A 13,534-nucleotide genomic window follows, 5' to 3' on the forward strand; every position below is an offset into this window, starting at 1 on the left:
TGAGGTATAATTATGCCGAATATATGAAAAATCATTGTAACTTTGTGCGCTCTAAAGAAAGGATAACTAAAACCTCTAATTTTTATCATTTTATGGAATTAAACAAGATCTTTAAAGACGGTCTTTGGAGCAGCGAAATCAACGTAAGAGATTTCGTAAGTCATAACATTACTCCGTACCATGGAGACTCCTCCTTCTTGGTAGGTCCCACCGAACGTACTAAAGCTGTATGGAACCATTGCGTAAAAGCATTGGCAGAAGAAATTGCTAATAATGGAATCCGTTCTCTGGACAATGTTACCGTATCCACGATCACTTCTCATAAAGCCGGATATATTGATAAAGAAAATGAGCTTATTGTCGGTTTGCAAACAGATGAACTTCTAAAACGTGCCATCAAGCCGTTCGGAGGAATCAATGTTGTCAGTAAAGCTTGTCACGAGAATGGTGTAGAAGTAGATGATCGCGTTAAAGAAATCTTCACTCATTACCGCAAAACACATAATGACGGAGTATTCGATGTATATACTGAAGAAATCCGTTCTTTCCGTTCTCTGGGTTTTCTTACTGGACTCCCCGATAACTATGCTCGCGGACGTATAATTGGTGATTATCGCCGATTGGCTCTTTATGGTATTGACCGACTTATCAAAGCTAAACAAGATGATTTACGCCATCTGACTGGTCCAATGACCGAGGCGCGTATTCGTCTGCGTGAAGAAGTGGCCGAACAAATCAAGGCATTGAAGGACATGAAGGTGATGGGAGAATATTACGGACTTGACCTAAGTCGACCGGCATACACAGCGCAAGAAGCTGTTCAATGGGTATATATGGCATACTTGGCTGCTGTAAAAGAGCAAGATGGTGCTGCGATGTCACTTGGTAACGTTTCTTCTTTCTTGGATATTTATATTGAATATGAATTGAATAAAGGAACCATTACAGAATCTTTTGCACAAGAACTGATTGACCAGTTTGTGATCAAACTACGTATGGTACGTCACCTACGTATGCAATCATACAACGATATCTTTGCCGGTGACCCGACTTGGGTAACCGAATCTTTAGGTGGACGTTTCAATGATGGACGTACTAAGGTAACTAAAACTTCTTTCCGTTTCTTACAAACACTGTACAACCTCGGTCCTTCACCAGAACCGAACCTGACAGTTCTCTGGAGCCCGGAACTTCCTGAAGGTTTCAAAAATTTCTGCGCCAAAGTTTCTATTGACACCTCCTCTATCCAATATGAAAACGATGACTTAATGCGCGAAGTACGTCAATCTGACGATTACGGAATCGCTTGTTGCGTTTCTTTTCAGGAAATCGGTAAACAAATTCAATTCTTTGGAGCACGTTGTAATTTAGCAAAAGCATTATTACTTGCTATCAACGGTGGCCGTTGCGAAAATACAGGTACAGTGATGGTAAAGGATATTCCAGTACTGACTAATGATGTATTGAACTTCGAAGAAGTAATGAGCAACTACAAAAAAGTACTAAAAGAAATCGCACGCGTTTACAACGAAGCAATGAACATCATACATTATATGCATGATAAGTACTATTATGAAAAAGCTCAGATGGCACTTATCGATACTAACCCACATATCAATTTGGCGTATGGTGTAGCAGGACTTTCCATAGCACTCGATTCTTTATCGGCTATCAAGTATGCAAAAGTAACTGCCCGCCGAAATGATATCGGTCTGACTGAAGGTTTTGATATTAATGGTGAGTTCCCTTGTTTTGGTAACGATAATGATAAGGTAGACCATTTGGGAGTTGATTTGGTATACTTCTTCAGCGAAGAATTGAAAAAATTACCGATCTATAAGAATGCCCGTCCTACCCTTTCACTATTAACCATTACTTCTAATGTGATGTATGGTAAGAAAACCGGTGCTACTCCTGACGGACGTGCTAAAGGTGTCGCCTTTGCTCCAGGTGCCAATCCAATGCACGGACGTGATAAGAATGGCGCAATTGCTTCCTTAAGCTCTGTAGCAAAACTTCGTTATCGTGACTCTCAGGATGGTATCAGTAACACTTTCTCTATCATTCCGAAATCATTAGGTGCAACTTCAGATGATCAGATCGAAAACTTGGTAACGATGATGGATGGTTATTTCACCAAAGGTGCTCATCACCTGAACGTGAACGTACTGAATCGTGAAATGTTATATGATGCCATGGAACATCCGGAAAAATATCCGCAACTGACAATTCGTGTTTCCGGTTATGCCGTAAACTTCATAAAATTAAGTCGCGAACACCAATTGGAAGTTATTAGCCGTAGCTTCCATGAACGTATGTAATTCAGTATTATATGATGATAAACGTACATTCATACGAAAGTATGGGAACATTCGACGGGCCAGGTTTACGGCTCGTCGTTTTTCTTCAAGGATGTAACTTCCGCTGTCTGTATTGTGCCAACCCTGATACAATAGCAGGAAAAGGAGGCACTCCCACTCCGTCGGAAGAGATTATACGCATGGCTATGAGCCAAAAACCTTTTTTCGGAAAGCGCGGTGGAATAACTTTCTCAGGAGGTGAACCAACCTTCCAAGCAAAAGCGTTAGTACCTCTGGTCCATGACTTGAAAGAGAAAGGTATCCATGTCTGCCTTGACAGTAATGGAGGTATCTGGAATGAGGATGTCGAGATGTTATTAAAGCTTGTTGATCTGGTATTATTAGATATAAAAGAATTTAATCCATCTCGCCATCAATCACTTACCGGAAGAAGTAATGAGCAAACACTTCGCACCGCTAACTGGTTAGAAGCTAATGAAAAACCTTTCTGGCTACGATATGTATTAGTACCGGGGTACAGTGATTTTGAAGTAGATATCCGACAACTCGGACAGAACCTTGGAAAATACAAAATGATTCAGAGGGTTGAAATTCTCCCTTATCATACATTGGGCATACATAAATACGAAGCTATGGGACAGAAATATTTGCTGAAAGACGTAAAAGAAAATACTCCTGAGCAACTCGATAAAGCTACAGAAATATTTAAAGAATATTTCTCCAACGTTGTAGTGAACTAGAGGAAATAAAGAGTGAAGAGTTTTTATCTCGTGCAAAATAATATACGACAATCACTCTTCCTCTTTTTCATCATCATTTAATCAGTTAATAGAAAGTTTTGAAAAATCCAATCTTTGTAATAATCAAGTTCCTAATATAAATCACTTTACTTTTTTCAACAAGAGATTTATTGTCTTTATTTCTCTTTATTCTTTCGATAAAAGTATCTGTTTAGTGACTATCTCTTTAACCTTTTCTATTCATTATAAAAAGGCATCTAACAGATAATCGCAATTTCTTAATACATATATTTATATTATTGTAAATCAATCCCCAAATGCCCCCCAAATCACTGTTTACCAATAAGAAATGAGATTTAATGATTATAAATCAAATAAAAAAGAGAGATCGTTACCTAATTACTAAGCAAAACGATCTCTCACACAAATTAACTGGTTGGGGGAGTCCATTATTATGTTGTTTCAATATAGTAGTTCTGAAAAACTTTATCTCTTTAATACTTTGCAAAGATGAGAATTAAATTCGACATAAACAATATTATTTGCAAAATTTATTTCAAAAATCATCAACTTCTGATATTTAAAGATGATTGATAAACGAAAATAAGTAAAATTACAACAGATAATTTTAAATATTACTTATAAAGAAATCAAGCAAAGACCTATGATCAACAGGACAGGAATAAAAAAGAGGATACATATGTATCCTCTACTAATAAGTATAGTATCAAGTTAAATTCCTTCTAATCAACTTTCCTATGTTTCTCTTTTACTTATTACCCGAACGCTTCTTACGAGCTTGCAAATACTCCAGCAAATATGCAGTCCGATCTGTCTGAATAATAGTTGCACCTAATTCATCAATTAAATATCCATAACCTTCATCCGGATCTTCAAGCGACATATCATCATCATGTCCTCCTGCCATAGTATCCCAAAGTGTATTATACCAGATTTTACTTTTACCTTCCAATAAACTTTTCACTTGTTTAGGAACTTGGTTGGTATCAGATTTAAATAATAGTTCGAAAGCTACCGGACGGATTTCTTTCATAAAATCTTTTATTTGTTGTAGTGCTCCCGGACTGTCTAAATTGACGATTGGCATGTACAAAATACGATCAAGGTATTTACCTAAATCCTTTTTCACCTGTGCAACAGGCTTAGAACCTTTCATTATTATCTGATCAACAGTTCCGGTCTTTTCAAGTATAGGAAAAATTTCATCAAAAATAGGATATGCTTTATCCAGATTTACCATTACATGTCCTTTAGCTGTCAGTAATGCTTCCTCCAAGGTGGGAACACGATGTTTCGTTCTCAATGAAGCCCCATTTTTTAAATAAAGAGTACGAATAGAATCCAATGTCCATTCTGAAACCTTCCCTTTTCCTGTAGTCGTTCTATCTAATGTATTATCATGCATTAGAATCAACTTCCCATCTTTTGTTTTCTGAATATCCAATTCCACTACATCCGCTCCTAAACGAATGGAACTTTCAATGGCAGCAATTGAATTTTCAGGAGCATACCGCCAATCTGCCGATGGGCTACTACAGTAACTTCTTTATTGGCAGGATTCACAATTTTCCTATGAATAGCTTTCACAGGCTCATCTGCAAATAAATAAACGGAAAGCAACAATGCAATTCCTACTAGTAAGTTTCTTTTCATAATTGTAGTTCTATCTTAGATTTTATAACAAAGGTACACGATACTATTGCACAAATGAATGGCAATATTATGAATATTTTCCCAAATATCCAATTTTCAAATAAGTTATTTCTAGTCTCCAGCCGACTTAATAAGTCAAACGAATACCTGCTTGCATATTAAAATTAAATGGATTCTCCTTGCGTATAGTTTGTATACTTGAACCATCATCAAAGAAATATGAAACCCCAGGTTCAAAATATACTCCTACGCGCTTCGTTGCATTCACTTGAATTCCGACTCCTCCAGACACAGAAAATTGTAATGGTTTTACTGTTTCTTTCTCAGAACCCAATTTACCATATATACACTTTTCGGCCATACCTCCACCTGTAACGTAGAGCGTAAAGTACTTCTCTTCAAGAAAATTCCAATTGGCACGCAAAGGAATACCAAGATAATGCAACTTTTGTTCTACATTACGTTCACTATCCCTCAATTTTACATCAGAAGATAATAATGTATAAGTCAATCCAGTTTCTAGAGAGAAACCTCTGCCTAAACTCTTACGAACAGATAAACCAAAAGAAATAGGTTGGTGATGTTTAATATCAACAATATCATTCGCTTTACGCAAATATGGAACACCACCTTCAAACACAAGAGTTTGATCATTAGGAATTGCCATTAGACCATTCGAAACAGCCAACATACTCACACGCGAGATATAAGAAGGCATCCCTGCACCGATCTCGGCAGAAGCTCCTCCTGCATTACCAACCGATAGTCCCATTGACCATCTCCCTTTTTTTGCCGAAGTATTCGTATTCCCTACAGGAATATGTAATTTATCCTTTGCTGAAGGACGATAAGGCCTATTCTTATTTATTTGTTTTTCCTGAATAGAATGCGTCTGTTTTTCCTGAGCAACGCTTACTTCTTCCGGCTGTTCTATCAATTCATCATCTTTCTTATTTTCCACATCTACAGTGGATGCTCCGTCATTATCTATTTTTGTCAATCGTTCATCTTTTATTCCTTGTTGCGTGATTTCGGTCCTTCTTTCACTTCTATTTACTTCAGCTTTTGCTAAACGGCCTTCAGCTACCGGACTTACTAAAGGAGCAATGATCGTTCCCCGCGTATCTGGTTGATCTATTCCAGGCAGCACATCCGGTGATGAAGCCAACACTGGAGTTTTGATATGTCGTATTTCATCAGCTGCAGGAGTCCCTAAGAAATATAGGCTCAGTGATGATACAATAGCCAATAATATAACAGCCGCAGCAGCCATTGTCCATCTACGATAAGGATATATCTTCTTCTCCACAGGAGGTATAAGTTCCTTCTCCAGTTGTTCCCAGCCAGAATCAGGTGTGGGCTCGGAATAATCTGCGAGCTTCTCCTTCAACTTACTCATCCACAATTCTTTCTCTTCCATCTCTAATCTATCCGTTATTCATTAACCATTCTTTTACCTTTTTAGCCAATACGTTTTTGGCCCTAAATAGCTGAGAAGCTGATGATTTCTCATTGATACCCAATAACTGTGCAATTTCTTTATGAGATTTATCTTCAAAAGTATAAAGGTTAAACACGGTACGATACCCAACGGGCAAATCTTTTACGAATTGCATTAATACACCTTGCGGAATCAATTCAACAGTAGAAGCTTCCGGTTCTTCGTAAACTTCCGGAACTTCTTCCAAAGTTGTCGATTGATTGATTACATCATTCTTACGAAGATATTGCAAAGCGGTATTAACCATCACTCTCTCCATCCACGCCCTTAAGGAACCTTCACCTCGCCAAGTAAATTTATCGAAAGAACCGAATATCTTCAAAAAGCCATCGTGAAGCAAATCCTGAGCTGTATCCCGATCGCCTGCATAACGAAGACAGACACCAAGCATACGCCCCGCATACTGCTCATACAGTTCCTTGCGGGCTCGGTTATTGCCTTGCCTACATTGTTCCGACAACTCAAATTCTTCCATTATCTCAAACACGTGTTTATTCTAAAAATGCGGTAAAGATAGAAATACTGCATAGAGAGAACAACTTTTTCGCAACTTTTGTTTCTTTAACAGATCCAAATGCAATATTTACTATTCTCCTGCATTTCTTAGATACTAAATAAAAAGCAGTAATACAAAATCTAAAACTTACAAAGTATATGAAGAATTTAAAGTTCATAGTATTTATCTTTGCTGTAATAACCGCTATTCCCTTTTTGCAGTCATGTCAAGATGATGATACTCCCACCAATTTATTGGCCATCGGTACTATTAATACCATTCAGGACACCAAAGATTTATACTTTACTCTAGATGATGGAAAGACCATGTTTCCAAGCAATCCTCAGGAAATGGGAGCTAAAGAATACGAAGATGGACAGCGTGCTTTTATTATTTTCAATAAACTGGACGAGCCCGTCAATGGCTATAACTATAATATACAGGTAAAACGTATCCAGGAAATTCTGACAAAAGAGATTATTACAATAGACGAAGATGGAAATACAGAAGAGAAGATAGGAGATAATAACATTAATGCTACGTACATGTGGATTACGCAGGATAACAAATACCTGACCATTGAGTTCCAGTACTATGGAACACATACCGAAGACAAAAAACATTTCCTGAATCTGGTTATCAACCCATCAGATGAACATCCCACAGCAGATAGTGATAACGATTATATTAATCTGGAGTTCCGTCACAACAACGAAGATGATTATCCCGAACATTTAGGTGAAGGATACGTATCATTCAAACTGGACAAAATAAAAGATCAAATAGAAGGAAAGAAAGGACTGAGAATTCGTGTCAATACTATATACAACGGAATAAGGTACTATGAAGTGAAATTTCCTTCGAAAAAATAAATTAAAGTGCACGATAAACACCCTTATTTATAATTTGCAATATATATGTGAGAGGGCGGTTGTTGTGATAACAATCACCCTCAATTTGTATTCTATCTCTCAAAATGTGAGATCAATGACACTCTTTCATTCAAGCTTTTTAAAGCAAATATTGAACAGATTGTAGAGACAACATGTTTTTAGGGATTGCAGCCTGTATCTCTTCTTTTAACACATTGAGCAAACTATACCGTATAAAGTCTTTGCTTGTCACCAACACTATCTGTCGAGTAGGACGAGGAATGGCAAATGGACGTACAAGTTCACGCTGCTCTTCAGATAGTTGTGCAACAGCCAATTCCGGAATAAAAGTAATTCCTTTCCCGCTTTCAACCATTCGCATAAATGTCTCCATACTTCCCAGATGATACGCCATTTGACTGACTTTTACAGCTTCTATCTGACAAAAGCGAATGAGTTGATCACGAAAACAATGACCTTCATCCAACAGCCAAAGCCGCTCACCTGTGATATCAGAGGTACGAATAACCTCATGCTTGAATAATGGTTCTTTCTTTGACACATATCCATAGAACTGCTCATAAAATAGTGTTTCTTCTATCAAAAAAGAATCTTCCAACTTATTAGCAATGATTCCTGCATCAATATCTCCTGAATGTAGCGCTTGTTGAATATCCTGTGTCTTCATCTCAGTAACACGAATATCCAATTCCGGATACTTCTCCATCAGTTGGGGAAAGAAACGAGGCAACAAATAAGGAGCAATAGTAGGCAATACCCCTAAACGAAACACACCAGTTAGTGTCTGCTTCTCTTCACTAATAATTTCCTTTACTTGCGCTGCCTGTGCCAGAATAATCCTCGCTTGGCTAATAATCTTCTCTCCGATAGCTGTCGGGCAAACCGGTTGCAATGTCCTATCAAATAACTTCACCCCCAATTCATCTTCCAACTTCTGAATCATAGCACTCAGAGTCGGTTGTGTCACCCTACAATACTCTGCAGCCCGAGCAAAATGGCGAAACTGGTCCACCGCTAAGATATACTCCAATTGTTGTATCGTCATATCTTCTATCTTATTGAATTATCTATTATGATTTATAGAGTTCATCTATGCAAAGATAGAAATTTTCAGTTTGACACGAAGCATTTTCCGCCCTATCTTTGTCGTACAGAAAAACGAGTATAAATCATTAAAAGCGAAAAGAACATGATAACTTTCATGTTATCAGTCAGCCCTACTAACATTTTTCTACATCCTGTGATAATAGAATCTTTTTCGCTAAATCACGACAAGCCTTACGATCTATTTTTCCATTTTCAGTTTGTGGGATTTGCTCTACAATATAAATGTATTTAGGACAGTAATAGAGAGGTATCACAGACTTTATTCTATTTTCCAATTCCTCTACATTTGACGGCTGCATGGTTAATAATGTCACAGCTTGCCCCAAACGGCTATCAGGTACTGAAGTTATAACAAATGGTTCGGAGATCAATGAATGAAGTTTCTTTTCTACTTCTTCCGCTTGTATTTTAATCCCGCCACTATTGATAACATTATCTTTCCTGCCCAGAATTGTAAAACTCCCGTCCGAATAAATACACGCTATATCATTCGTATATAATGTGTCATTACACACTAAAGGGGCTTCGATCACTAATGTATTTTCCTGAGACAAAGAGAGTTTTACTGAATCAAAAGGATAATAACGTTCCGAAGCTAATTTTCCATTGAGCCGTCGAAGAGCGATATGAGATAAAGTCTCTGTCATACCATAGGTAGAATAGACTGCCCCCGAAAGATTTTTAATTTCGGCTGCCAAGGAGTTATCTATTGCACCTCCACCTATTATTAAAATATCGATTTGTTCTAATCGTTTGCGTTCTTCTTCTTTTTGAAGAGTATTATATACCTGCAAAGGAACCATTGCCGCAAACCTTAATGGCCCCTTCACATCCGCCAACGGATGACCAGAAGCCGGACGAACTATTAAATTCAAACCTGCAACCAAAGAACGTACAACTACCATCATTGCTCCAATATAGCGGAGATTCATACAAAGCAATGCCGTATCACCTGACTGTAAGTTCAAATGCTCACAAGTCAGCCGAGCACTTTGCATCATTCGGTCTTTACTAACTAATAATTCTTTGGGTACCCCCGTAGAACCAGAGGTATGAACCACTAAAGTAGGAGAATCATCAAACCATTCCTTCAAGAATAATAGTAATTCCCAAATGGCGTGAGGAAATTCTTTTTCACCTCTTTTTATCAGACTGCTCACATCTTTGGAAGTATATTTTCTCCCGTCCAGCAGTAAGCTCTGTTTCTGTCGATCAAATATCATCATTTACAATACCACAGACAATCTTTTCTTATCTCAAGCGGCATCTCTACATTATCCGTAAAAAGCAAACCGGTCCCCAACCCTTGTGGCAATGGATTATGGAAAATTGAACACCATTGTGCGATAGCATTTAAACCTATATTCGATTCCAAAGCAGAAGTAATCCACCAACCAATTTGTTGTTTTTCCGCTTCAGCAATCCACTCTCCTCCTCCAATCATTCCTCCATGAAGTGAAGGCTTGAGAATGATATATTGCGGATGAATAACAGATAGAAGTTTTTGCTTTTTCTCGATGGTATTGAGACCTATCAATTCCTCATCCAAGGCTATTGGTAATGGAGACTCAGAAGCTAGACGAGCCATTTCTTCCCACTGTCCGGCACGAATAGGTTGTTCGATAGAATGCAAATCAAGTTCAGACAGACGTTTTAGTTTTTCCATAGCATCAGCCGGAGAAAATGCCCCATTTGCATCTACACGCAATTCGATTTCTTTGGAAGAGAAGTGAGCACGAATATGACGAAGTAATGCCAATTCTTCGTCAAAATTGATAGCACCTATTTTTAGCTTGATACATCGGAACCCTATTTCCATTTTTTTTTCTATCTGCTCAAGCATGCTTTTAGAATCCCCCATCCAGATAAGTCCATTGATAGGAATCCCAACTTTTCCACGCGAGAAATCAGTATCCCATAAAGCCCAATCACCGATAAAGAAATGTCTGGTAGCTGTTTCCAAACCAAAAAGAATGGAAGGATAATCCCGTAATGCCTCTACATCCAACCTCCCTCCTTGCTGTTCCACTTTTCGACATATATCTGCCAATATCTGTTCATAACCCGGAACATCATCACAACTTAAGTTAGGTAATGGTGCACATTCACCTATCCCTATCCGATCGGGAAATTCAGAAGAAGTGAAATGAAGATACCAAACCTTCCGAGTAGTATATACTCCTCGTGAGGTACCAGCCGGCTGTTTAAAATGAAGCAACCGGGGAATAATGTCAATTTTGCAATCCATTCTACTAAATGCGCAAATTTGAATGTTATTTTATGGGAATTTGGGATATTGTTTAAAGTTAGGTTTACGTTTCTCCAAAAAAGCATTTTTTCCTTCTTGTGCCTCGTCAGTCAAATAGTAAAGTAAAGTTGCATCACCCGCTAATTCCTGAATACCGGACTGGCCATCCAATTCAGCATTTAAACCAGCCTTAATCATTCGCAATGCTAATGGACTAAGCATCATCATTTCCTCCGCCCATTGAACATATTCATCTTCTAACTTTTCTAAAGGAACAACCTTATTTACCAATCCCATATCTAAAGCTTCCTGTGCATTATATTTGCGGCAAAGGAACCAAATCTCACGCGCTTTTTTCTGGCCAACCACACGTGCTAGATAGGAAGCTCCGAATCCTGCATCAAAACTACCCACGCGAGGACCTGTCTGTCCGAAAATAGCATTCTCCGAAGCAATGGACAAATCACACACCACATGAAGTACATGACCGCCGCCAATAGCAAATCCATTTACAGCAGCAATCACCGGTTTCGGAATACTACGGATTTGCTTCTGCACATCCAATACACTTAAACGAGGTATTCCATCCTTCCCAATATAACCACCGCGTCCTTTTACATTCTGATCACCACCGGAACAAAAAGCTTTATCACCTGCACCTGTAATCACAACAACATCAATATCCGCCTCTTCGCGGCAGATGCGTAGCGCATCACTCATCTCGGCTGTAGTAGTGGGAGTAAATGCGTTCCGATAACGTTCCCGATTAATCGTTATACGAGCGATTCCATTATAATAATCAAAAAGAATATCTTCATATTCTCTGATAGTAGTCCATTCTCTTTGTTCTGACATAATCTATTTTTGTTTTAATTGATAATAATAATCTTTCAAAATACGTGCATCTTTGTTCTTGTTCGTAAAAACTTCCATCAAGACAGGCTGCTCCATTGCTTCCGGTAAAGTAAACACTTCCATTGCTTCCGTTAATTGTTCGTCATTTTCCACACACAGATATAAGAAGCCACGTTCCTCTGCCCACCCTTTAGCAGATGTTTTATGAGTAGCAGTGATAAACTTATGAGAGGTCCCTGACATATCTAGTCCAGGCAAGGTATGAAATATTTCCCCTCCTCCGTTGTTCAGCAAAAGAATACGTAAATTGGGACGTATATTGTTAGTCCATAAAGCATTCATATCATAAAAGAAACTTAAATCGCCAATGGCTACAAAGTTCAGTTTATCCGAACAGGCTGCATAGCCTACAGCAGTGGAAAGAGAGCCTTCAATGCCACTTGTTCCCCGATTACAACAGACCTCAATGGTTGAAGGTACAGAGTATAACTGTGCATAACGTACAACAGAACTATTTGCCAAATGTAAAGCACACGATTCCGGTAAGGATTTAATCAATGCTCCTATGGCAGACATTTCCGAATAAGGAAAATTGGGTTCGGGAATTATCTTACAATAATTCTCCCACACAAGTGGATATCCGGGGGTACGGTTATCCAAAAATCCGGCTATTTTTTCCAAAAACTCAAAAGGATCCATCTCAATGATAGTAGTCAGTGAGCCATATAAATCTATGACTTCCCCATCCGGAGAGACATGCCAATGTTCCTTAGGCGGATGCTGGCGCAAGAATTTCTTCAATCGTTTCGAAACAACATGTCCACCATAAGTAATCAGAAGTTCAGGAGTCATCTGAGCTATCTTCTCTTCAGGTATGGCATAAAGAGCAGCATCAAAGTTCTTCACTGGAATGCCAGGAGTCGTCCGATTACCGATATGTTCTGTTAACCATGCGAAGTGTCTATACAATAGCTTTGTATGTTTTTTCTCAAATAGATAAATCAGATTCATCTGACCTACAATTACCATCCGCTTATTGTATTTATTCAGACGATCAATCAAATCATTATAGTCTCTATCGTAAACATTTAATCCCTGATAACGAGTGATAACCCTTACTTGCGGAAGTGAATCTTCAGTAAACTGAAACAAAGGTTCAGAAATAGGAATATTAATGTGTACCGGACCTTTTCCATGATGATTAGTCTCCAAAAGAGCCTCATTGATAAGACGATTACAATACCATTCATCTTCTTCCGAATTAATTTCCGGAAGATTCACAGACTTCTTTACTAATGACTGAAAAACACCAGGTTGTGGCAATGTCTGACCATCCATCTGCCCAATCCAGGAAGCAGGACGATCGGCAGAAATAACGACTAAAGGAATATTCTGGTAATACGCTTCCGCCACAGCCGGATGTAGATTCAGCAATGCTGTACCCGACGTGCAACAAATAGCGGCCGGACGACCACCATTAAGACTCAGTCCAATGGCAAAGTAACCTGCACTTCGTTCATCTGTCATTGAATAACAACTGAAATTCGGATGAGTGGATAGAGTATGCACAATAGGTGCGTTACGACTACCCGGACATAAAACGACCTTTGTAATCCCATACGCTTCCAGTAGCGCAACCAATTGAAGTATATTTTTCTTATCTGTATACATAGGAATATCAATTATTACTTAACTTATT

Annotated in this window: 10 protein-coding genes and 1 pseudogene; 3 read left to right on the forward strand and 8 right to left on the reverse strand. The window is 38.4% G+C overall.

The features are described 5' to 3' along the window. Positions 1–92: 92 nt before the first annotated feature. Positions 93–2,321 carry a formate C-acetyltransferase gene (gene pflB / locus JCM17102_RS10040; RefSeq protein WP_025075015.1) on the forward strand — a complete coding sequence of 743 codons (2,229 nt, stop codon included), beginning with the start codon at positions 93–95 and terminating at the stop codon, positions 2,319–2,321. A gap of 14 nt (positions 2,322–2,335) precedes the next feature. Further along, positions 2,336–3,061 (forward strand): pyruvate formate-lyase-activating protein, encoded by a 726-nt coding sequence (gene pflA / locus JCM17102_RS10045; RefSeq protein ID WP_025075016.1) that lies wholly within the window; start codon positions 2,336–2,338, stop codon positions 3,059–3,061. 769 nt (positions 3,062–3,830) lie between these two features. On the opposite strand, the pseudogene JCM17102_RS27090 reads toward pflA, so the two are convergent. From JCM17102_RS27090 to JCM17102_RS10060, 3 genes and pseudogenes are all read right to left on the reverse strand, one after another. Then, positions 3,831–4,735, reverse strand: a pseudogene (locus JCM17102_RS27090) (glycerophosphodiester phosphodiesterase family protein). A 127-nt stretch (positions 4,736–4,862) separates the two neighbouring features. After that, entirely contained in the window at positions 4,863–6,155 is a 1,293-nt protein-coding gene (locus tag JCM17102_RS10055; protein WP_025075017.1) for an outer membrane beta-barrel protein, read from the reverse strand. Positions 6,156–6,162: 7 nt separating this feature from the next. Continuing rightward, on the reverse strand, positions 6,163–6,711 hold the full coding sequence (locus tag JCM17102_RS10060; RefSeq protein WP_025075018.1) for an RNA polymerase sigma factor: 549 nt from the start codon (positions 6,709–6,711) through the stop codon (positions 6,163–6,165). Between the two features lie 179 nt (positions 6,712–6,890). On the opposite strand from JCM17102_RS10060, the gene JCM17102_RS10065 reads away from it, so the two are divergent. After that, positions 6,891–7,604, forward strand: a complete 714-nt coding sequence (locus JCM17102_RS10065) for a NigD1/NigD2 family lipoprotein (protein WP_025075019.1) — start codon at positions 6,891–6,893, stop codon at positions 7,602–7,604. A gap of 139 nt (positions 7,605–7,743) precedes the next feature. Here the strand turns inward: JCM17102_RS10065 and JCM17102_RS10070 are convergent, their stop codons facing one another. The 5 genes from JCM17102_RS10070 to menD form a co-directional block, all read right to left on the reverse strand. Further along, positions 7,744–8,670, reverse strand: a complete 927-nt coding sequence (locus tag JCM17102_RS10070; protein WP_025075020.1) for a hydrogen peroxide-inducible genes activator — start codon at positions 8,668–8,670, stop codon at positions 7,744–7,746. Positions 8,671–8,845: 175 nt separating this feature from the next. Further along, positions 8,846–9,958 (reverse strand): AMP-binding protein, encoded by a 1,113-nt coding sequence (locus JCM17102_RS10075; RefSeq protein ID WP_033886721.1) that lies wholly within the window; start codon positions 9,956–9,958, stop codon positions 8,846–8,848. Continuing rightward, positions 9,955–10,980, reverse strand: coding sequence for an o-succinylbenzoate synthase (locus JCM17102_RS10080; protein ID WP_025075022.1), 1,026 nt, complete (start codon positions 10,978–10,980; stop codon positions 9,955–9,957). Before JCM17102_RS10080 ends, JCM17102_RS10075 begins: the two co-directional genes overlap by 4 nt. A gap of 30 nt (positions 10,981–11,010) precedes the next feature. Beyond that, positions 11,011–11,835 carry a 1,4-dihydroxy-2-naphthoyl-CoA synthase gene (gene menB, locus JCM17102_RS10085; protein WP_025075023.1) on the reverse strand — a complete coding sequence of 275 codons (825 nt, stop codon included), beginning with the start codon at positions 11,833–11,835 and terminating at the stop codon, positions 11,011–11,013. A 3-nt stretch (positions 11,836–11,838) separates the two neighbouring features. Beyond that, positions 11,839–13,506, reverse strand: a complete 1,668-nt coding sequence (gene menD / locus JCM17102_RS10090; RefSeq protein ID WP_025075024.1) for a 2-succinyl-5-enolpyruvyl-6-hydroxy-3-cyclohexene-1-carboxylic-acid synthase — start codon at positions 13,504–13,506, stop codon at positions 11,839–11,841. Between the last annotated feature and the right edge of the window lie 28 nt (positions 13,507–13,534).

This window comes from Bacteroides faecichinchillae JCM 17102, from assembly GCF_000614145.1.
Taxonomy (GTDB): domain Bacteria; phylum Bacteroidota; class Bacteroidia; order Bacteroidales; family Bacteroidaceae; genus Bacteroides; species Bacteroides faecichinchillae.

Excerpts from the sequence above, each read along its gene's own strand:
- pflB (WP_025075015.1), top strand. The coding sequence starts at position 93 with ATGGAATTAAACAAGATCTTTAAAGACGGTCTTTGGAGCAGCGAAATC.
- pflA (WP_025075016.1), top strand. The coding sequence starts at position 2,336 with ATGATAAACGTACATTCATACGAAAGTATGGGAACATTCGACGGGCCA.
- JCM17102_RS10055 (WP_025075017.1), bottom strand. The coding sequence starts at position 6,155 with ATGGAAGAGAAAGAATTGTGGATGAGTAAGTTGAAGGAGAAGCTCGCA.
- JCM17102_RS10060 (WP_025075018.1), bottom strand. The coding sequence starts at position 6,711 with ATGGAAGAATTTGAGTTGTCGGAACAATGTAGGCAAGGCAATAACCGA.
- JCM17102_RS10065 (WP_025075019.1), top strand. The coding sequence starts at position 6,891 with ATGAAGAATTTAAAGTTCATAGTATTTATCTTTGCTGTAATAACCGCT.
- JCM17102_RS10070 (WP_025075020.1), bottom strand. The coding sequence starts at position 8,670 with ATGACGATACAACAATTGGAGTATATCTTAGCGGTGGACCAGTTTCGC.
- JCM17102_RS10075 (WP_033886721.1), bottom strand. The coding sequence starts at position 9,958 with ATGATGATATTTGATCGACAGAAACAGAGCTTACTGCTGGACGGGAGA.
- JCM17102_RS10080 (WP_025075022.1), bottom strand. The coding sequence starts at position 10,980 with ATGGATTGCAAAATTGACATTATTCCCCGGTTGCTTCATTTTAAACAG.
- menB (WP_025075023.1), bottom strand. The coding sequence starts at position 11,835 with ATGTCAGAACAAAGAGAATGGACTACTATCAGAGAATATGAAGATATT.
- menD (WP_025075024.1), bottom strand. The coding sequence starts at position 13,506 with ATGTATACAGATAAGAAAAATATACTTCAATTGGTTGCGCTACTGGAA.